The organism is Pseudomonas sp. 05N432, from assembly GCF_056396945.1.
Genome location: NZ_JBFTMM010000018.1, coordinates 211,434 through 230,770, shown reverse-complemented (window position 1 = coordinate 230,770; position 19,337 = coordinate 211,434). Strand labels below are relative to the sequence as shown.

Sequence of the window (19,337 nt, the reverse complement as noted above, 5' to 3'; positions counted from 1 at the left end):
TCGGCGGCTGTTCAACGACTACGTAGGACTTGAGCAACAGTCGCCACATTGTGGGCGAGGTGCAGCGGATTAATGGTCCCGACAATAGCACTGGTGACACCGGGTTGCGCAAACAACAGTTCGAAGCTGGCGCGTACCGGATCAACACCCGGGCTGAGGCAGACGTGACCGCTGGCCAGAGCCTTCTTCACCAGGATCGCTTTGCCGTGGGCAGCAGCGTAGTCGATGACTGGCCGCTCGGCCTGTTCGTTGAGATTGTAGGTGACCATGGCGCAATCGCCTTGTTCCAGAGCCTTCAAACCGCCATCAACGGTCTTGCCGGAAAAGCCGAACCCGCGAATCTTGCCTTCGCGCTTGAGCTCGGCGAGGGTCTGGTAGACCTCGCACTCGTTGATAATCGCCAGATCGTTGCCGTCCGAGTGCACCAGCACCAGGTCGATAAAGTCGGTTTCCAGGCGTTTCAGGCTGCGCTCGATGGAAAAACGTGTGTGGGCAGCGCTGAAGTCATGGTGCGACAGACCGTCGGCGAATTCTTCACCGACCTTGCTGACAATCACCCACTCCTGACGCTGACCGCGCAGCAGCGGGCCGAGGCGTTCTTCGCTACGGCCATAGGCGGGGGCGGTGTCGATCAGGTTGATGCCCAGCTCGCGGGTCAGCTTGAGCAATCTGCGCGCTTCGTCATCGTCCGGGATCTGGAAGCCATTGGGGTACTTCACGCCTTGGTCGCGGCCGAGTTTCACCGTGCCCAGGCCCAGCGGCGAAACCAGCAGGCCAGTGCTGCCCAACGGGCGATGCAGGTCGTGCAGGGTGGCTTGGCTCATGGCAACAATTGCTCCCAGGCAGGCACGCCCATTGGCGGTTTTGGCAGGGTTGGCAACGGCGCCGGGTGGCTTGGCTGGATGCCGTCGCGTTGCAGCGACGCCATTACCCGGTCAGCGAAGTCCGGTGCCAGCGCCAGTTTGGTCGGCCAGCCCACCAGCAGGCGATCCTGCTCGGCGAGGAAGGCGTTGTCGGGTCGGCTCAGGCCCGATTGCAGTGGTTCGGCGCGCTCGACCCGCAAGGTCGCCCATTGCGCCTGGCTGAGGTCGACCCAGGGCAACAGGTTGCCGAGTTCTTTCTGTGCGGCGGCAATTTGCGCGGCAGGTTCGCGAGCCACGCCTTCGGCTTCGGCGATATCACCGCCCAGGTACCAGACCCATTGACCATCGGCGGCCGGGTGGGTGGTGACGGTGATGCGCGGCTTCGGCCCGCCGCCCAGGCAGTGGGCGTACAAGGGTTTGAGGCTCGGGCCTTTGACGATGACCATGTGCAGCGGCCGACGTTGCATGGCCGGCTGACTCAGGCCGAGTGCCGTGAGCAAGTCGGCGTTGCCAGCACCGGCGCTGAGGACGATGCGCTGCGCACGGATCTCGCGCTCGTCGACCCGCAGGCCAACCAGTTCGCCGTTTTCCAGCAGTGGCTCGATCTTCTGCCCGGCCAGCAGGCCGTCACCGGCCAGTTCGGCCAGACGCCCGATCAGGCTTGGCACATCGACCACCAGTTCCGCCAGGCGATAGACCTTGCCCTTGAAGCGCTTGTCTTGCAGGGCGGGTGGCAGTTGCTCGCCCTTGACCTGATCGACCCGGCCGCGCACCGCTTTGCTGGCGAAGAAACTGGTGAGGTTGCCGGCGAGGGTGCCAGGGGACCACAAATAGTGGGCTTCGGAGAGCAGACGCACGCCGGACAGGTCCAGCTCGCCGTCTCCGGCCAAGGCTGCACGCCAACGGCGCGGCATGTCGGAAATCGCTTCGGAGGCACCGGTCAACGCACCATGCAGCGCGTACTTGGCGCCGCCGTGGATGATCCCCTGGGATTTCACACTCTGCCCGCCGCCGAGGCTGGCGCTTTCCACCAGTACGGTCGAGAAACCCTGACGACGCAGGCGTGCGTTCAGCCAGAGGCCGGCGACACCAGCGCCGACAATCAGCACGTCGGTAGAAATAACGGATGGCATGCAGCGACCTCGGAGTTCAGGACTAGAGGCGCAGTATACAGACTCGACGAGTGGAGGTTTTGCTGGCGATCAACAGGTGGCTGGTCAGGCCATGCACAAATCTGTGGCGAGGGAGCTTGCTCCCGCTCGGGTGCGCAGCAGCCGCAAATGAACCAATGCGGTCTATCCCCAAGCCTCGATATCAGGTTTTGGGGCCGCTTCGCGACCCAGCGGGAGCAAGCTTCCTCGCCACAATGGACAGGTATCGGGCTTTAGTGGCCTGCGGTTTTCGAGAACAGCTGGATGACCACCACGCCCAGGACGATCAGTGCCATGCCGAGCATGGCCGGGATGTCGAGTTTCTGGTCGTAGAGAAACAGCGCCGCGATGCTGACCATCACGATCCCCATGCCGGCCCACACCGCATAGGTGACGCCAACCGGAATGGTGCGCACCACCAGGGTCAGCATCCAGAACGCAATGCCGTAACCGACGATGATCAACAGCAAAGGGAGTGGCGTGCTCAGGCCCTTGACCGCTTTCATCGATACGGTGGCGATCACTTCGGCGCAGATGGCGATAGCCAGGAGGTAGTAAGCGTTCATGGTGTGATCCTCGTATTTTGGCCTGCTTGATGAGGTCGGCATTCTAGAGGCTTTCGAGATGGGGTAAAGTCATTACCTATCTGATTTGAAGATGGGTTGAGCCATGAGTGTGCAATGGAGTCTGGAACAGATGCGTTTGTTCGTCAGCGTGGCCGAGCAGCGTTCGTTTTCGGCTGTCGCGCGGGACCAGCGCAAGGCGCAATCGGCGGTCAGCAGTGCGATTGCACTGCTTGAGGCAGACCTTGGCCTGAACCTGTTTGACCGCAGTAGCGGCCGCCAGCCGCGCTTGACCGAAGCAGGCAGCGCGTTGCTCGAAGAAGCGCGAGAAGTGCTGCGCCAGTGCGAGCGCCTCAACGGTCGGGCGCTGGCGTTGATGCGGGGTCAGGAAGCGCGGCTGCGTCTGGCGCAGGATGAGGCCATGCCTTATCAGCCGGTGCTCGACAGTCTCGAGGCATTGGCCGAGCAATTTCCCAGCCTGGAAGTGCAACTGGCCAGCGCCGCTCAGGGCGATGTGGCGCGCAAACTGGTGGAGCGCCGGGCCGATCTGGGCTTGCTGTTTTATCACGAGCAGATTCCCGAAGCCTTGGAACGTCGGGTGCTGGGCAGCGTCGAGATGGTCACGGTGTGCGGAGTAGGGCATCCGCTGGCTGTAGAAGGGCAGGTCAATTGCCAGCAGATGGCGCAGCATCGACAGCTGCTGATGGCCACGCATTCCAGCGTCTACCCCGGCAGTGAGCAAGCCAGCCCGCAAGTCTGGCGCGCCGACAGTTTCTACGTTCTCGCCGAGTGGCTGATGCGTGGCCTGGGGTGGGGCTGGCTGCCGCGGCATGTGGTGCAGTACCCGGCGTATCAGGGGCAGATGGTCGAACTGGTCAGCGAATGGACCCCGCCAGCCTTGGTGGTTGAGTTGGTCTGGCGGCGTGATGAACCGCTGGGGCCGGCGGCGCGTTGGTTGGCGGAACGTTTTGCCGTGCACTTGCAGGCGATTGGCTAAAAAAGCCGATAAACTCCGCCGCCATGAATAGAACTCTCTACACCGTGCTGTTTTACCTGGGGCTGCCACTGGTAGCGATTCGGCTGTGGCTGCGCTCGCGCAAGGCACCGGCGTACGCCAAACGTATTGGCGAACGTTTCTCCATCGGCTTGCCGGTGATGAAAACCGGCGGCATCTGGGTACATGCGGTGTCGGTTGGCGAAAGCATTGCCGCTGCACCGATGATTCGCGGGTTGCTCGAGCGTTATCCACAGCTGCCGAYCACCGTGACCTGCATGACCCCGACCGGGTCCGAGCGGATTCACGCGATGTTCGCCAATGAGTCGCGCATCCAGCACTGCTATCTGCCTTACGATCTGCCGTGCGCGGCGGCGCGGTTTCTCGACCGGATTCAGCCGAAACTCGCGGTGATCATGGAAACCGAGTTGTGGCCCAACCACATTCATCAATGTGCCAAGCGCGGGATCCCGGTGGCGCTGGCCAATGCCCGGCTCTCGGAACGCTCGGCCAAAGGCTATGGCCGTTTCAGCAAGCTGACACAGCCGATGCTGGCCGAAATGAGTCTGTTCGCAGTGCAGACCGAAGCCGAGGCCGAGCGTTTTCGGCAGCTGGGCGCGCGTGCGGAAACGGTCGAAGTGACCGGTTCGATCAAGTTTGATTTGCGCATCGACCCCCAGCTGCTGCAGCGGGCCGCCGAGTTGCGTCAGCAATGGCAAGCAGTCGAGCGTCCGGTATGGATCGCCGCGAGTACCCATGAAGGTGAAGACGAAGTGGTGCTGGCGGCGCATCGACAATTGCTCGCCAGCCATCCGGATGCGCTGTTGATTCTGGTGCCGCGTCACCCCGAGCGTTTCAACCCGGTATTCGAACTCTGCCAGCAGCAGGGTTTCAACACGGTCCGTCGTTCGACCGGTGAAGCAGTCAGCGCCAGCACCTCAGTGCTGCTCGGCGACACCATGGGCGAGTTGCTGTTTCTCTACGCCTTGGCCGACAGTGCGTTTGTCGGCGGCAGTCTGGTGCCCAATGGTGGGCATAACCTGCTGGAGCCGGCAGCACTGGCCAAACCGGTGTTGAGCGGGCCGCACCTGTTCAACTTCCTTGAGATCGCCGCGCTGATGCGTAGCGCCAAGGCATTGCAGGAAGTGGATGACGCCCATGGGCTGGCGGTGGCGGTGCAGCGGTTGTTCGAGTTGCCACGCGATGCGCAGCGGATGGCAGAGGCGGGGCTGAACGTGATGCGCGCTAATCAAGGCGCCTTGCAGCGATTGCTGGATGGGTTGGGGCGGTTGATCAACTAATTCGGAATCTGACACCTGTGGCGAGGGAGCAAGCTCCCTCGCCACAGGGTGGGGTTTATTACTGCCCGGGATTAGCCTTCAGCTGTTCCGCTGCAGCCTTGGCCAGGTCCGGTGGCAGGAAATCCTTGTCCGGGTTGTAGTCGGCCTTGAGGTAACGCTTCAGGTCCTGCAAGTCGCCCGGGCTGAGAGTACCGGCCGCCTGCTTCAGGCGCAGGTTGTCGAGAATATAGTCGTAGCGGCTGTTGTTGTAGTTGCGCACCGAGGTGTACAGCTGACGCTGGGCGTCAAGCACGTCGACGATATTGCGCGTCCCCACCTGATAACCAATCTCCGTGGCTTCCACCGCGCTCTGGTTCGAGATGATCGACTGCCGACGTGCCTGCACCTGCTCGACATCGCTGTTCACCGCGCGGTGCAGGTTGCGGGTGTTTTCCACTACTTGCCGACGCAGTGCTTCGCGTTGCTGTTCGCTTTGGTCCAGGCGCGAGTACGACTCGCGAACCTGCGAGCTGGTCAGCCCGCCGCTGTAGATCGGAATGTTCAATTGCAGGCCGACCGTGCTTTGCGAGACGGTGCCGCCGTACGGTTGACCAAAGGCGCTCGGGTTGCTGAAGCCTAGCGCATCGTTGTCACCGGTCTTGTACTGCGCCACGGCGTCGAGGGTCGGTGCGTGGCCGGCCTTGCGCTGCTTGAGCGTTTCTTCGGCGGCGCTGACCGCGTAGTTGCTGGCTAGCAGATTGAGGTTCTGTTTGGCGGCGGTATCGACCCAGGCCTTGGCGTCGTTCGGTGCTGGCGGCAGGACCGGCAAGGTGTGGACGATGCCCTGAATCGAGTTGTACTGACGGTTGGTCAGGGTGATCAGTGCTTCGAACGCATCATCCACCTGGCGCTGGGCGAGAATCCGGTTGGCGCGCGCGGTGTCGTAACTGGCTTGCGATTGCAGCACGTCGGTCTTGTCCGAGAGGCCGACATCGAAGCGCTCATTGGACTGATCGAGCTGGCGCTTGAACGCGGCTTCCTCGGCCTTGGTCGAGGCAAGGTTGTCCTGACTGCGCAGCACGTTGAAGTAGGTTACGGCGCTTTGCAGTATCAGGTTCTGCTCGGTCGCCGAGAGTTGCAGCGCCGCTTGCTCGTTGACATCCTTGGCCGCCTGGAACTGGAACCAGCGATCGGCGCGGAACAACGGCTGGGCCAGCGTCGCTTGATAGAAGTGGGCACTGCGGTTGGCGATGGCTGACGGCTGGTCGATTTTTGTCCGCACATCGGCAACCTGGGCACCACCCGAGAGGTTCGGCAGCAGGCCGGCACGGGCCTGAGGCACGACTTCCTTTTGTGCGCCGTATTGGGCGCGGGCGGCGGCCAGGTCGGCGTTGTTGTCGACAGCTTCCTGGTAGACGCTGACCAGATCGGTATTGGTCGATAATGGCGCTTCTGCTGCCCAGGCCATTCCGTTGGACGCACAAGACACGGCAAGAGCCAGTGAGAGTTTGCGCAGCATGAGGCGATCCCTAAAATTTTATTACGTCGATAATTTGAGCGCCAAGGCTACGGCGCACGCCCTACAGCGTCAAGGCGCAGCATGGCGTAGCGAGTGTAGATGCGCCAACCTGCGGCAACAATCCTGTAATTACGCCATTCATCACGCTGTTTGCACCGGTGTTGGCGTTCTTTGCCAGTTGTGTCTAGACTGGCCGGGTTCTTGTCGGGGTGCCTTGCTATGAGGCTGAGATCGAATAATTTCGGATCCCGTTGAACCTGATCAGGTTTAAGCCTGCGTAGGGAACAAGATTTCTCGTCACCCGGCGAGTCCTCTTGTGCTTCGTCCGGGATGTTGTTCGACAATCGAACAGCCCTCGTGCACTCAGCACAGCACTCATCCAGCTGGAGTTTTCACTGGTGGGCTGCGTCCATTCGTTACAGGTTCGCTCCGACAAAATTCCACTGCCTGGATGAAGTCTGGAGAGCCCGTGATGACTATAAAATCAAAAAATGCGATCAATCTGAGTGACTCGGCCAAAGTCGATCAGCAATCGGTTCAGCCCTTTACCCGCTCGCAAAAAATTTATGTTCAGGGCTCTCGCCCGGACATCCTCGTGCCGATGCGCGAAATCAGCCTCGACGTGACGCCAACCGATTTCGGCGGTGAGATCAACGCACCGGTTGTGGTCTACGATACTTCGGGTCCATACACCGACCCCAACGTCATCATCGATGTGCGCAAAGGCCTGGGCGACGTGCGTTCGCCGTGGATCGAAGCGCGTAGTGATACCGAGCGTCTGGCCGGCCTGAGCTCGAACTTTGGCCAGGAACGCCTCGCCGATCCGGAGCTGACCAAGCTGCGTTTCGCTCACGTCAACAACCCGCGCCGCGCCAAGCCGGGCGCCAACGTCAGCCAGATGCACTACGCCCGCAAAGGCATCATCACCGCGGAGATGGAATACGTCGCCATCCGCGAAAACATGAAGCTCGAAGTGGCCCGCGCCGCAGGTTTGCTGGATCAGCAGCACGCTGGCCACAGCTTCGGCGCCAGCGTGCCGAAAATCATCACCCCGGAATTCGTCCGTGAAGAAATCGCCCGCGGTCGCGCGATCATCCCGGCGAACATCAACCACACTGAACTGGAACCGATGATCATTGGCCGTAACTTCCTGGTGAAGATCAACGGCAACATCGGCAACAGCGCACTGGGTTCGTCCATCGAAGAAGAAGTGGCGAAACTGACCTGGGGCATTCGCTGGGGCTCGGACACGGTCATGGACCTGTCCACCGGCAAGCACATTCACGAAACCCGTGAGTGGATCATCCGCAATTCGCCAGTGCCGATCGGTACCGTGCCGATCTATCAGGCGCTGGAAAAAGTCGGTGGCGCTGCCGAAGACCTGACCTGGGAGCTGTTCCGTGACACGTTGATCGAGCAGGCCGAACAGGGCGTCGACTACTTCACCATCCACGCCGGCGTGTTGCTGCGCTACGTGCCGATGACCGCCAAACGCGTGACCGGGATCGTTTCCCGTGGCGGTTCGATCATGGCCAAGTGGTGCCTGGCGCACCACAAAGAGAACTTCCTCTACACTCATTTCGAAGACATCTGCGAAATCATGAAGGCCTACGACGTCAGCTTCTCGCTGGGCGATGGCCTGCGTCCGGGCTCGATTGCCGACGCCAACGACGAAGCGCAATTCGGTGAGCTGGAAACCCTCGGCGAGCTGACCAAGATCGCCTGGAAGCACGACGTGCAAACCATGATCGAAGGCCCGGGCCACGTGCCGATGCAGTTGATCAAGGAGAACATGGACAAGCAGCTCGAGTGCTGCGACGAGGCGCCGTTCTACACCCTCGGCCCATTGACTACCGACATCGCACCGGGTTACGACCACATCACCTCGGGCATCGGCGCGGCAATGATCGGCTGGTTCGGTTGCGCCATGCTCTGCTACGTCACGCCGAAGGAGCACTTGGGCCTGCCGAACAAGGATGACGTGAAGACCGGGATCATCACCTACAAGATCGCCGCCCACGCGGCAGACTTGGCCAAAGGACATCCGGGCGCACAGATCCGCGACAATGCCTTGAGCAAGGCGCGTTTCGAATTCCGCTGGGAAGATCAGTTCAACCTCGGCCTGGACCCGGACACCGCGCGTTCGTACCACGATGAAACCCTGCCGAAAGACTCGGCCAAGGTCGCGCATTTCTGCTCGATGTGCGGGCCGAAATTCTGCTCGATGAAAATCACCCAGGAAGTCCGCGAGTATGCGGCCAACCAGCGGATCGAAACCGTCGATGCCGAAGTCGCCCAAGGTCTGGCCGAACAGGCTGAGCGCTTCAAGCAGGAAGGCAGTCAGTTGTACAAGAAGGTTTGATCTGACTTGAGGTTGGCGGTGCCTGCACCGCCGCCATCGCGAGCAGGCTCGCTCCCACATTGGATTTGTGTCGTTCACAAGTCCCCTGTGGGAGCGAGCCTGCTCGCGATGGCGATCAACACAACAACAAATGTTCCTCTGAGATACCCCCCCTTGAGTATTCAACCCAGTACCTATTCTCCCGACCACGCCGTGCCTCTGGCCCAGCGCGTGTTCGGTGCCCGTGATCTGTTCTCCCTGTGGTTCTCCCTCGGCATTGGCCTGATGGTCTTGCAGACCGGGGCCTTGCTGGCACCCGGTTTGGGCTTGTCGGGTTCGTTGCTGGCGATTTTCCTGGGCACGCTGGTCGGCGTTCTGCTGCTGGCGTGCGTCGGGGTGATCGGCAGCGATACCGGCCTGTCGGCCATGGCTGCACTCAAACTGAGCCTCGGTACTCGCGGTGCGAGTCTGCCGGCGCTGTTGAACCTGCTGCAACTGATCGGTTGGGGTTCGTTCGAAATCATCGTCATGCGCGACGCGGCCAGCCTGCTCGGCGCCCGTGCGTTCAGCGACGCTAGCCTGATGGCCAATCCATTGCTCTGGACGCTGGCGTTCGGCGCCTTGGCGACCTTGCTCGCCGTCAGCGGTCCGTTGACGTTTGTCCGTCAGATCCTGCGCAAATGGGGCATCTGGTTGCTGCTGGCAGCGTGCACCTGGCTAACCTGGAACCTCTTCACCAAAGCCGATCTGGCTGCGCTGTGGGTACAGGCCGGTGACGGTTCGATGCCATTCGCCGTGGGTTTTGATATCGCCATCGCGATGCCGCTGTCGTGGCTGCCGCTGATTGCCGACTACTCGCGTTTCGGCAAGCGTGCGAAAAGCGTATTCGGCGGCACGGCGCTGGGCTTCTTCATTGGTAACTTCTGGCTGATGAGCCTGGGCGTTGCCTACACCCTGGCGTTTGCCCCGAGTGGTGAAGTCAACGCCTTGCTGTTGGCGCTGGCCGGTGCCGGCTTGGGCATTCCGCTGTTGCTGATCCTGCTGGACGAGTCAGAAAATGYGTTCGCCGACATTCACTCGGCGGCGGTCTCCAGCGGGATTCTGTTGCGCATGAAAGTCGAACACCTGGCCTTGGCCATTGGTGTGATCTGCACCTTGATCGCGTGCCTGGCGCCATTGGCCCAGTACCAGAACTTCCTGCTGCTGATCGGTTCGGTGTTTGCGCCGCTGTTCGGCGTGGTGCTGGTGGATCACTTCATCCTGCGCAAGCGCAGTGCCCGGATCGCGTCAGCCGCCTTGCGCTGGCCGGCGTTGCTCGCCTGGCTGGGCGGGGTGAGCACCTATCACTTGCTGGCGAATCTGTATCCGGAAGTCGGCGCAACCCTGCCATCGCTGGTACTGGCAGGGCTGCTGCAACTGCTGCTGGGGCGGGTCTTCAGCTACGCTCCGGCACCAGCTCAGGCTTGATCTGACCCTTGAGACGAGCGTAGGGGATGGTCATCTCGATGAGGCCACTCGAATAGGGCGCGATGGTCGCGACGTTGTACTTGAGCACCACCCCGGCGCTGGTCAAGGCCACGTTCGGGGTTTTCTGGAAGGGCCAGGTTTTGACGAAGTCCGGATCCCGATCCAGTTGCGAATTGATCAGCCAGCTATTGTGCGCAACTTGCGCGGTCTTCCAGAACGCCACTTCCTGCCCCGGCAACAGCATGTCGCTCAGGCTCAGCTCTTTTTGCAGCTGGCGCGAGTAGTTGATAAAGCCTCGTCCCGGCGTGCCATTGGCCGCGCCCGTGTCCAGATAGCTGGATACTTCAATGATCACCAGTCCGTCATGCTGCTCACGTACCTTGGCTTGCAAGTAGACGCTGTTGCGATCGCCTGATTCACGCAGGAACTGTTCGCGGAAGGCGTTGAGGGAGGCGGGTAGCGCCGCGCCCGGTGAGGTGCGGGCCATTTGCAGCAGGCGCTGTTCGACGATCCGGTCCAGTTGCGGGTCGGTCGGGAAATGCACCGTGTCGATATTCACCAGCGGACAGTCGGGGCCGTCGCAACCCGGCTTGACCTGCTCGGACGCATCGCGAGTGGATGTCACCTGTGCCCGATAGCTGGGTTGGAACAGGCTTTGGCAGGCGCCGAGCGTGAGGGCAATACAGGCCACGGAGGCGATTTTCAACAGCGACATGGGCGTCCTTCATGAATCAGAGAAAGGCAAAATTCAGGGTCTTCGACTGCCAGCGGCGCGGTCGGTTCGCCACTAAGCTAATTAGAGCCAATTAGAGTTGTTTTCACCCCTTGCCGTCTATCCCGCTGACGGCAAAGAGGCTGCATCAACCGGTGCGGGCGCGTTAGGATGGCGCGAAGCCTGGGGGGGAGCCTCAGACAGATCGACAGTAAACGAGGAATGTTATGACTGATTTTGCCACTGCTACCCCGACCATCGTAGACGTCGTACGCAGTGAAAACTGCTTCAAGGGCTTCTACAAGCTTGAGCGCGTGCATCTGCGCCATGAGCTGTTTGCCGGTGGCATGAGTCGCGAGATCAGCCGCGAGCTGTTCGTTCGCCATGATGCCGTGTGTGTCTTGCCTTACGATCCACAGCGGGACGAAGTGGTATTGATCGAGCAATTTCGCGCCGGCGCATTGGGCAAAGTCGATAATCCGTGGCTGATCGAACTGGTCGCCGGTCTGATCGACCGGGACGAAATACCGGAAGAAGTTGCTCACCGCGAAGCGCAGGAGGAAGCTGGACTTGTATTCACTGCGCTGTGGCCGATGCTCAATTATTTTCCGTCGCCTGGTGGCAGTACCGAATATGTGCACTTGTATCTGGGGCGGTGTAACAGTGCCGGGGCCGGCGGCCTGCATGGGCTGGTGGAGGAAGCAGAAGATATTCGCGTGACGGTCTGGGACTTCGAAGATGCCCTGCAAGCCGTACGTGATGGACGGATTTCCAACGCGGCGAGCATTATTGCCTTGCAATGGCTGGCTTTGAACCGCGTTGAAGTGAGGGGGTTATGGTCGTAAACAAACAGCGCGATCGTTATCGGGTCGACCTTGTGGGGCTGCAAAGCGCCTGCGAGGCCAACTACGCCCGACTGATGCGCCTGTTACCGGAGATGCGCAACCAGCCGGCTGCCCGGCGCATTGCCATGACCCAGGGTGAGCAGATGCTGGGCGTGCTGATGCTGGAAGTGTTGCAGGCGTGTCCGTACACCACGACCCTGCGAGTACGCCAGGAGCACAGTCTGCCATGGCTGCCGGTGCCGCAGTTGGAAGTGCAGGTCTACCACGATGCGCGTATGGCCGAAGTCATCAGTGCCGAACATGCACGGCGCTTTCGCGGCATCTATCCTTATCCGAATGCGTTGATGCACCAGCCGGACGAAAAGGCCCAGCTCAATGTGTTCCTCGGCGAGTGGTTGAGTCATTGCTTGGCCTGCGGGCATGAGTTCGAAGTCGTACGCTAGTTGTGAACTGCGTCTGGTTCACGGGTTTCCTCTTTTCAATTTCCCCCAGCATAATTGCGCCATTCATCCATATCCGTGATCACGCCTTGGGAGAACGCCTTGCCGAGCGTATCCACTCTGACAGCCAACGATGCCGTATTGCTGGTGCAGCTCTCTGACAGCCATCTGTTCGCCGAGGCGGATGGCACGTTGCTGGGCATGAACACCCGCGACAGCCTGCAAAAGGTTATCGAGTTGGTACTGGCGCAACAGCCGCAGATTGACCTGATGATCGCCAGTGGCGACGTGTCCCAGGATGGCACGCTTGAGTCGTATCAGCAGTTTCGCGAGATGACCCGGCAGATCGATGCGCCCGCGCGCTGGATTCCGGGCAACCACGATGAGCCGCAGATCATGGCCCGGGCCGCGGTCCAGAGTCAGTTGCTGGAGCCCATCGTGGACATCGGTAACTGGCGGATCACCTTGCTGGATTCGGCGGTACCGGGTTCGGTGCCAGGGTATTTGCAGGACGATCAACTGCAATTGCTCGTCCGCGCCTTGAGCGAAGCGCCGGAGCGCCATCATCTGGTGTGCTTGCATCATCATCCGGTGTCCATCGGTTGTGCCTGGATGGAACCGATTGGCCTGCGCAACCCGGACGCCTTGTTTGCCGTGCTCGATCGCTTCCCGCAGGTGCGGGCAGTGCTCTGGGGTCATGTGCATCAGGAAATCGATCAGTTGCGCAACGATGTGCGGCTGATCGCTTCGCCATCGACGTGCATCCAGTTCGAGCCTGGTAGTGTGGATTTCAAGGTCGATACCCTGGCGCCGGGTTATCGCTGGTTGCGGTTGCTGCCGGACGGACGGCTGGAAACCGGGGTCGAGCGCGTGACCGGGTTCGATTTCCAGATCGACTACGGTTCCAACGGCTACTGAAATTTTTGTAGCTCAGGAAAACCGGGTCGCGGCCATCGTCGGAACGCCGCCCGGAGCAGGCTCGCTCCCACATTGATCTCGGGTGTTCACAAATGGTGTGCTCACCGCAGATCCACTGTGGGAGCGAGCCTGCTCGCGATGGCGTCCTTAAAGAGGGCCTGATTTCTGTGGATGTCCCCGATCCGCCCGACTCCCTGTAAACTGCGGCATCTTTGCCCGCCTCACAGGGAGCTCGCATGTCTGGTTCGATCCTCTATATCCACGGTTTCAACAGCGCACCCGCGTCGAAAAAGGCCTGTCAGCTGGTCGACGTGATGGATCGTCTGGGTCTGGGCGACCAGTTGCAGGTGCCGGCCTTGCATCACCATCCGCGCGAGGCCATCGGTCAGCTGGAACAGGCGATTGCCAGGCTGGGGCGGCCACTGCTGGTCGGCAGCTCCCTCGGCGGCTACTATGCCACTCACCTTGCCGAGCGCCATGGCCTCAAGGCCCTGTTGATCAACCCTGCCGTCAGCCCGCACCGGATGTTCGACGGATACCTGGGCACGCAGAAAAACCTGTATACCGAAGAGACCTGGGAATTGACCCACGACCACGTGACGGCCCTGGCCGAGCTGGAAGTGCCGGCGCCCCAAGACCCGCAGCGGTTTCAGGTGTGGTTGCAAACCGGGGACGAAACGCTGGACTATCGCCTCGCCCAGCAGTATTACCGAGCCTGTGCCTTGCGTATCCAGGCTGGCGGCGACCATAGTTTCCAAGGATTCGCCGGGCAATTACCGGCTCTGTTGAGTTTTGCCGGCATCGGCGCAGATGTGTACCAGGCGATCGATTTCACAGCACTGTGAACCTTCGCCCCTATTTTCATGAACGACTGACGACGAGACCCCATGGCCACTCCCAGCGCTAGCTCTTATAACGCAGACGCCATCGAAGTCCTCTCGGGCCTCGACCCGGTGCGCAAACGCCCCGGCATGTACACCGACACCAGTCGGCCGAACCACCTTGCCCAGGAAGTCATCGACAACAGTGTCGACGAAGCCTTGGCCGGGCATGCGACATCGGTGCAGGTCATTCTCCACGCCGACCACTCCCTGGAAGTCAGCGATGACGGCCGTGGCATGCCGGTGGACATTCACCCCGAAGAGGGCGTCTCGGGCGTCGAGCTGATCCTCACCAAGCTGCACGCCGGCGGCAAGTTCTCGAACAAGAACTACCAGTTCTCCGGCGGTTTGCACGGGGTGGGTATTTCGGTGGTCAACGCCCTGTCGACCCAGGTCCGGGTGCGCGTCAAACGCGATGGCAACGAGTACCAGATGACCTTCGCCGATGGCTACAAAGCCACCGACCTGGAAATCGTCGGCACCGTTGGCAAGCGCAACACCGGGACCAGCGTGTACTTCTCGCCGGACCCGAAATACTTCGACTCACCGAAATTTTCCATCAGCCGTCTCAAGCACGTACTCAAGGCCAAGGCCGTGTTGTGCCCGGGGCTGCTGGTCAGCTTTGAAGACAAGGCCACCGGCGAAAAAGTCGAATGGCATTACGAAGACGGTCTGCGTTCCTACCTGGTAGACGCGGTCAGTGAATTCGAGCGTCTGCCCGACGAACCCTTCTGCGGCAGCCTGGCCGGTAATAAAGAAGCGGTCGACTGGGCGCTGCTGTGGCTGCCTGAAGGTGGCGACAGCGTGCAGGAAAGCTACGTCAACCTGATCCCGACGGCCCAGGGCGGTACTCACGTCAACGGTCTGCGTCAGGGTTTGCTCGACGCCATGCGTGAGTTCTGCGAGTTCCGCAACCTGCTGCCGCGTGGCGTGAAGCTGGCACCGGAAGACGTCTGGGAACGCATTGCCTTCGTCCTGTCGATGAAAATGCAGGAACCGCAGTTCTCCGGCCAGACCAAAGAACGACTGTCGTCCCGCGAGGCGGCGGCGTTTGTTTCCGGCGTGGTCAAGGACGCCTTCAGCCTGTGGCTCAACGCGAATCCCGAGTTGGGCCTGCAACTGGCTGAGCTGGCGATCAACAACGCTGGCCGCCGTTTGAAGGCCAGCAAAAAGGTCGAGCGCAAACGCATTACCCAAGGGCCGGCCTTGCCGGGCAAGCTCGCCGATTGCGCCGGGCAGGACCCGATGCGTTCCGAGCTGTTCCTGGTGGAAGGTGATTCCGCCGGCGGTTCGGCCAAGCAAGCGCGGGACAAAGAGTTCCAGGCGATCCTGCCGCTGCGCGGGAAGATTCTGAACACCTGGGAAGTCGACGGCAGCGAAGTGCTGGCCAGCCAGGAAGTGCACAACATTGCCGTGGCCATTGGTGTCGATCCGGGCGCTGCGGACATGAGCCAGCTGCGTTACGGCAAGATCTGCATCCTCGCCGACGCCGACTCCGACGGTCTGCACATCGCGACCTTGCTGTGTGCCTTGTTCGTCCAGCACTTCCGTCCGCTGGTGGATGCCGGCCACGTCTACGTGGCGATGCCGCCGCTGTACCGTATCGACCTCGGCAAAGAGATTTACTACGCCCTCGATGAAGCCGAGCGCGATGGCATTCTCGATCGTTTGGTGGCCGAGAAGAAACGCGGCAAGCCGCAGGTCACCCGATTCAAGGGGCTGGGTGAAATGAACCCGCCGCAACTGCGCGAAACCACCATGGACCCGAACACTCGACGTCTGGTGCAACTGACGCTGGATGATTTCGAAGCCACCTCGGAAATGATGGACATGCTGCTGGCGAAAAAACGCGCCGGCGACCGCAAGTCCTGGCTGGAGTCCAAAGGCAATCTGGCCGAGGTTCTGGGTTGATGCGGAGCGGTTTCGCCCTCGCGTTGCTGCTGTTGGCGTCCGCCGTTGCGGCGGAGCCTGCGCCGGAACTGACGCTGGTTGCCGAGCATGCCGTGGACGGCATGCGCGGCGGTAACCTGTCGGGGCTGGCGCAATGCGGCAAAGACCTGTGGGCGGTTTCCGATCGTGATGATGACCAGATCTACCGGCTCGATAGCAGCGAGCGCGTCTGGCAGGCCGAAACCGTGCGCATCAATGTGCCGCCAGTGCCTGACAGCGGGTTGCCCTGGGGGCTGAAGTCGCGTACCTGGGCGGCATCGTTCGTACGCGGTGGAAACCTCGACTTCGAGGGGATCACCTGCGACAAGGCCGGTAACCGCTACATTGTCAGTGAAGCCCAAGCTGCGGTGCTGCAAGTGCCGGTACAGGGGCCCGCCGCGTGGCTGAGAATTTCACCGATCATGGTTCGCGAAGCGCGAGCCAGTGGCATGTTGCTGCACTTCAACGCGCTGTTCGAAGGGCTGGCGATCAGTCCGCAAGGTGATCAGCTATGGCTGGCGGCCGAGCGCGAGCGGCGTGGTTTGTTGCTGATCAAGCGCCAACAGACCGTCTGGGACTGTGACGGCAGCTGTGTGCTGTTGAGCGAAGCTGGCAAGGAAATGCAGCCCGCGCCATTTCCCAACGCCAAGCCGGTATCCAAGGATTTTGCGGACCTGGCACTGTTCAACGGCAAGCTCTTCACCCTGGAGCGCAACGCTTTTCAAATCTGTCGTCGCGATGCGCTGAGCGCCAAGGTCGAGCGTTGCTGGTCATTTGCGGCTGAAGCCTTGCAGGAACATCGACGTTATTCACAGCCCTACGGTCTGGCCGAAGCCCTGGTGGTCGATGCCGATGGCGCCTGGATCGGCATCGACAACAACAACGGTGCCCGCGCGGACGGCGAAGCCCGGCCGATAGTCTGGCGCTTTGCCGCACCGCAAGGTGGCTGGAGCGCCAAGTTGTGATCGTCCTGAAAACACTTGAATTTACCCAGCGCAGTGGCACCTTGTTGCTGCGCCAGACAACGAACTGATGAGGCCCGCATGAGCGACTCCCTGGATCTCAGCCTGGACGGCGTTGAACGCCGCTCACTGGCCGACTTCACCGAAAATGCCTACCTCAACTACTCCATGTACGTGATCATGGACCGAGCTTTGCCGCACATCGGCGACGGCTTGAAACCTGTGCAGCGGCGTATCATCTACGCCATGAGCGAGTTGGGGCTGGACGCTGACTCCAAGCACAAGAAATCCGCGCGTACGGTCGGTGACGTACTCGGCAAGTTCCACCCACACGGTGACTCCGCGTGCTACGAAGCCATGGTGCTGATGGCCCAGCCGTTCAGCTACCGCTACACGCTGGTGGACGGGCAGGGTAACTGGGGTGCGCCGGACGATCCGAAATCCTTCGCCGCCATGCGTTACACCGAAGCGCGCCTGTCGCGTTATTCCGAAGTGCTGCTCAGCGAACTGGGCCAGGGCACGGCGGATTGGGGCCCGAACTTCGACGGCACCCTCGACGAGCCGCTGGTATTGCCGGCACGTTTGCCGAACATCCTGCTCAACGGCACCACCGGCATCGCCGTGGGGATGGCCACCGACGTTCCGCCGCACAACCTGCGGGAAGTCGCCACGGCTTGCGTGCGTTTGCTCGATGAACCGAAAGCCACGGTCGAGCAGCTCTGTGAGCACATCCAGGGCCCGGATTATCCGACCGAAGCGGAAATCATCACGCCGCGCGCCGACCTGCTGAAAATCTACGAAACCGGTCGCGGTTCGGTGCGCATGCGCGCCGTGTACCACATCGAAGACGGCGACATTGTCGTCACCGCATTGCCGCACCAGGTCTCCGGCGCCAAAGTGCTGGAACAGATTGCCGCGATGATGCAGGCCAAGCCGTCCAAGGCGCCGCAAGTGGCGGACCTGCGCGATGAGTCGGACCACGAGAACCCATGCCGTATCGTGATCATTCCGGTCAACAGCCGGGTCGATCATGAGGCGTTGATGCAGCACCTGTTCGCCAGCACCGAGCTGGAGTCGAGCTACCGGGTCAACATCAACATCATTGGCCTGGATGGCAAGCCGCAGCTGAAGAACCTGCGGGCGTTGCTGGTGGAATGGCTGGAGTTCCGGGTCCAGACCGTACGCCGCCGCCTGCAATTTCGCCTGGACAAGGTCGAGCGTCGCCTGCACCTGTTGGACGGCTTGCTGATCGCGTACCTCAACCTGGATGAAGTGATCCACATCATCCGTACCGAGGAACACCCGAAAGCCAAGCTGATCGAGCGCTTCGCCCTGAGCGAAATCCAGGCCGATTACATTCTCGATACTCGCCTGCGTCAGTTGGCGCGACTCGAAGAAATGAAGCTGCGCGATGAGCAGGATGAACTGCTCAAGGAACAAGCCAAGCTGCAAGCCTTGCTGGGCAGCGAAGCCAAGCTGAAGAAGCTGGTACGCAGCGAGCTGATCAAAGACGCCGAAACCTATGGCGACGACCGTCGCTCGCCGATTGTCGAGCGTGCCGAAGCCAAAGCGCTGACCGAGCACGATCTGCTGCCGAACGAAAAGGTCACCGTGGTGTTGTCCGAGAAAGGCTGGGTGCGTTCGGCCAAGGGCCACGACATCGACGCCACCGGGCTTTCGTACAAGGCCGGGGACGGCTTCAAGACCGCGGCAGCCGGTCGTTCCAACCAGTTTGCGGTGTTCATCGACTCCACTGGTCGCAGTTATTCGGTGCCGGCGCACACGCTGCCGTCAGCTCGTGGTCAGGGTGAGCCGCTGACGGGGCGTCTGACGCCGCCGCCCGGCGCGACCTTCGAATGCGTGTTGATGCCTGAAGACGATGGGCTGTACGTCATCGCCTCGGACGCCGGTTACGGTTTCGTGGTCAAGGGTGAAGACCTGCAAGCCAAGAACAAGGCTGGCAAGGCGCTGTTGAGCCTGCCGAACAACGCCAAGGTGATTCTGCCGCGTCCGGTCGCTGACCGTGAGCACAACTGGTTGGCCTCGGTGACCACCGAAGGTCGCCTGCTGATTTTCAAAATCAGCGATCTGCCGCAACTGGGCAAGGGCAAAGGCAACAAGATCATCGGTATCTCCGGCGAACGTGTGGCCAGTCGCGAGGAATATGTCACCGACATCGCGGTATTGCCGGAAGGTGCGACCCTGGTATTGCAGGCGGGTAAACGCACGCTGTCGCTTAAAGCCGATGACCTCGAACACTATAAAGGTGAGCGCGGACGCCGTGGCAACAAGCTGCCACGGGGCTTTCAGCGTGTCGATGCACTGTTGGTAGAAACTCTCAATTAAGCGCTCCTGGGGGCTCGATCTACGATTTAACCCGTAGATCGATGCTTTCGCGCTGGAGTCGGAAGCCATATTCACGGATGATATGGCCTTTCAAACGTGGGCGTGGTCCTGCGTTCTTCATATTGG

Annotated in this window: 16 protein-coding genes and 1 riboswitch; of the genes, 11 read left to right on the top strand and 5 right to left on the bottom strand. The window is 61.0% G+C overall.

Annotated elements, in window-relative coordinates:
• Positions 1–11: 11 nt before the first annotated feature.
• The 3 genes from AC1DHT_RS20930 to AC1DHT_RS20920 form a co-directional block, all read right to left on the bottom strand.
• Positions 12–824: an aldo/keto reductase gene (locus AC1DHT_RS20930; RefSeq protein WP_427544023.1), complete on the bottom strand. Its 813-nt coding sequence runs from the start codon at positions 822–824 to the stop codon at positions 12–14.
• On the bottom strand, positions 821–1,996 hold the full coding sequence (locus AC1DHT_RS20925; protein ID WP_427544020.1) for an NAD(P)/FAD-dependent oxidoreductase: 1,176 nt from the start codon (positions 1,994–1,996) through the stop codon (positions 821–823). Before AC1DHT_RS20925 ends, AC1DHT_RS20930 begins: the two co-directional genes overlap by 4 nt.
• A gap of 251 nt (positions 1,997–2,247) precedes the next feature.
• Positions 2,248–2,580, bottom strand: a complete 333-nt coding sequence (locus AC1DHT_RS20920) for a DMT family transporter (protein WP_019691475.1) — start codon at positions 2,578–2,580, stop codon at positions 2,248–2,250.
• A 103-nt stretch (positions 2,581–2,683) separates the two neighbouring features.
• Here AC1DHT_RS20920 and AC1DHT_RS20915 point away from each other — a divergent pair, with 103 nt between their 5' ends.
• On the top strand, positions 2,684–3,574 hold the full coding sequence (locus AC1DHT_RS20915; protein WP_123581908.1) for a LysR family transcriptional regulator: 891 nt from the start codon (positions 2,684–2,686) through the stop codon (positions 3,572–3,574).
• Between the two features lie 23 nt (positions 3,575–3,597).
• Entirely contained in the window at positions 3,598–4,872 is a 1,275-nt protein-coding gene (waaA, locus tag AC1DHT_RS20910; protein WP_477761451.1) for a lipid IV(A) 3-deoxy-D-manno-octulosonic acid transferase, read from the top strand.
• A 58-nt stretch (positions 4,873–4,930) separates the two neighbouring features.
• Here the strand turns inward: waaA and AC1DHT_RS20905 are convergent, their stop codons facing one another.
• Positions 4,931–6,370 carry a TolC family outer membrane protein gene (locus AC1DHT_RS20905; RefSeq protein WP_427544012.1) on the bottom strand — a complete coding sequence of 480 codons (1,440 nt, stop codon included), beginning with the start codon at positions 6,368–6,370 and terminating at the stop codon, positions 4,931–4,933.
• Between the two features lie 195 nt (positions 6,371–6,565).
• A riboswitch (TPP riboswitch) is annotated at positions 6,566–6,671 on the top strand.
• 171 nt (positions 6,672–6,842) lie between these two features.
• On the opposite strand from AC1DHT_RS20905, the gene thiC reads away from it, so the two are divergent.
• Together thiC and cytX are read left to right on the top strand one after the other, a co-directional pair.
• Positions 6,843–8,732, top strand: a complete 1,890-nt coding sequence (gene thiC, locus AC1DHT_RS20900; RefSeq protein ID WP_427544009.1) for a phosphomethylpyrimidine synthase ThiC — start codon at positions 6,843–6,845, stop codon at positions 8,730–8,732.
• A gap of 153 nt (positions 8,733–8,885) precedes the next feature.
• Entirely contained in the window at positions 8,886–10,178 is a 1,293-nt protein-coding gene (cytX, locus tag AC1DHT_RS20895; protein ID WP_477761450.1) for a putative hydroxymethylpyrimidine transporter CytX, read from the top strand.
• Here cytX and AC1DHT_RS20890 read toward each other — a convergent pair.
• A complete protein-coding gene (locus AC1DHT_RS20890) occupies positions 10,147–10,893 on the bottom strand; it encodes an RsiV family protein (protein WP_427544003.1) in 747 nt (248 codons plus the stop codon). The two genes, cytX and AC1DHT_RS20890, sit on opposite strands and share 32 nt — an antisense overlap.
• Before the next feature lie 224 nt (positions 10,894–11,117).
• On the opposite strand from AC1DHT_RS20890, the gene AC1DHT_RS20885 reads away from it, so the two are divergent.
• The 7 genes from AC1DHT_RS20885 to parC all read left to right on the top strand — a co-directional run bounded on the left by AC1DHT_RS20885 (position 11,118) and on the right by parC (position 19,211).
• Positions 11,118–11,735: an NUDIX domain-containing protein gene (locus AC1DHT_RS20885; RefSeq protein WP_427544000.1), complete on the top strand. Its 618-nt coding sequence runs from the start codon at positions 11,118–11,120 to the stop codon at positions 11,733–11,735.
• The gene (locus AC1DHT_RS20880) at positions 11,726–12,178 is read left to right on the top strand and encodes a DUF1249 domain-containing protein (RefSeq protein WP_019691483.1); all 453 of its coding nucleotides are present in this window, start codon (positions 11,726–11,728) and stop codon (positions 12,176–12,178) included. The genes AC1DHT_RS20885 and AC1DHT_RS20880 overlap by 10 nt, the downstream gene beginning before the upstream one ends.
• Before the next feature lie 99 nt (positions 12,179–12,277).
• Positions 12,278–13,093, top strand: a complete 816-nt coding sequence (gene cpdA / locus AC1DHT_RS20875) for a 3',5'-cyclic-AMP phosphodiesterase (RefSeq protein ID WP_427543997.1) — start codon at positions 12,278–12,280, stop codon at positions 13,091–13,093.
• Between the two features lie 236 nt (positions 13,094–13,329).
• Positions 13,330–13,938 (top strand): YqiA/YcfP family alpha/beta fold hydrolase, encoded by a 609-nt coding sequence (locus AC1DHT_RS20870; RefSeq protein WP_427543994.1) that lies wholly within the window; start codon positions 13,330–13,332, stop codon positions 13,936–13,938.
• Between the two features lie 42 nt (positions 13,939–13,980).
• Positions 13,981–15,885 carry a DNA topoisomerase IV subunit B gene (parE, locus tag AC1DHT_RS20865; RefSeq protein ID WP_427543991.1) on the top strand — a complete coding sequence of 635 codons (1,905 nt, stop codon included), beginning with the start codon at positions 13,981–13,983 and terminating at the stop codon, positions 15,883–15,885.
• Positions 15,885–16,868, top strand: a complete 984-nt coding sequence (locus AC1DHT_RS20860; RefSeq protein ID WP_427543988.1) for an esterase-like activity of phytase family protein — start codon at positions 15,885–15,887, stop codon at positions 16,866–16,868. The genes parE and AC1DHT_RS20860 overlap by 1 nt, the downstream gene beginning before the upstream one ends.
• A 78-nt stretch (positions 16,869–16,946) precedes the next feature.
• Positions 16,947–19,211, top strand: a complete 2,265-nt coding sequence (gene parC / locus AC1DHT_RS20855) for a DNA topoisomerase IV subunit A (RefSeq protein ID WP_427543985.1) — start codon at positions 16,947–16,949, stop codon at positions 19,209–19,211.
• The last annotated feature ends 126 nt before the right edge of the window (positions 19,212–19,337 follow it).

Coding starts and splice junctions, on each gene's coding strand:
- AC1DHT_RS20880 (WP_019691483.1), top strand. CDS start 11,726: ATGGTCGTAAACAAACAGCGCGATCGTTATCGGGTCGACCTTGTGGGG.
- AC1DHT_RS20890 (WP_427544003.1), bottom strand. CDS start 10,893: ATGTCGCTGTTGAAAATCGCCTCCGTGGCCTGTATTGCCCTCACGCTC.
- thiC (WP_427544009.1), top strand. CDS start 6,843: ATGACTATAAAATCAAAAAATGCGATCAATCTGAGTGACTCGGCCAAA.
- AC1DHT_RS20860 (WP_427543988.1), top strand. CDS start 15,885: ATGCGGAGCGGTTTCGCCCTCGCGTTGCTGCTGTTGGCGTCCGCCGTT.
- AC1DHT_RS20905 (WP_427544012.1), bottom strand. CDS start 6,370: ATGCTGCGCAAACTCTCACTGGCTCTTGCCGTGTCTTGTGCGTCCAAC.
- AC1DHT_RS20870 (WP_427543994.1), top strand. CDS start 13,330: ATGTCTGGTTCGATCCTCTATATCCACGGTTTCAACAGCGCACCCGCG.
- AC1DHT_RS20885 (WP_427544000.1), top strand. CDS start 11,118: ATGACTGATTTTGCCACTGCTACCCCGACCATCGTAGACGTCGTACGC.
- parE (WP_427543991.1), top strand. CDS start 13,981: ATGGCCACTCCCAGCGCTAGCTCTTATAACGCAGACGCCATCGAAGTC.
- AC1DHT_RS20920 (WP_019691475.1), bottom strand. CDS start 2,580: ATGAACGCTTACTACCTCCTGGCTATCGCCATCTGCGCCGAAGTGATC.
- parC (WP_427543985.1), top strand. CDS start 16,947: ATGAGCGACTCCCTGGATCTCAGCCTGGACGGCGTTGAACGCCGCTCA.
- AC1DHT_RS20930 (WP_427544023.1), bottom strand. CDS start 824: ATGAGCCAAGCCACCCTGCACGACCTGCATCGCCCGTTGGGCAGCACT.
- AC1DHT_RS20915 (WP_123581908.1), top strand. CDS start 2,684: ATGAGTGTGCAATGGAGTCTGGAACAGATGCGTTTGTTCGTCAGCGTG.
- AC1DHT_RS20925 (WP_427544020.1), bottom strand. CDS start 1,996: ATGCCATCCGTTATTTCTACCGACGTGCTGATTGTCGGCGCTGGTGTC.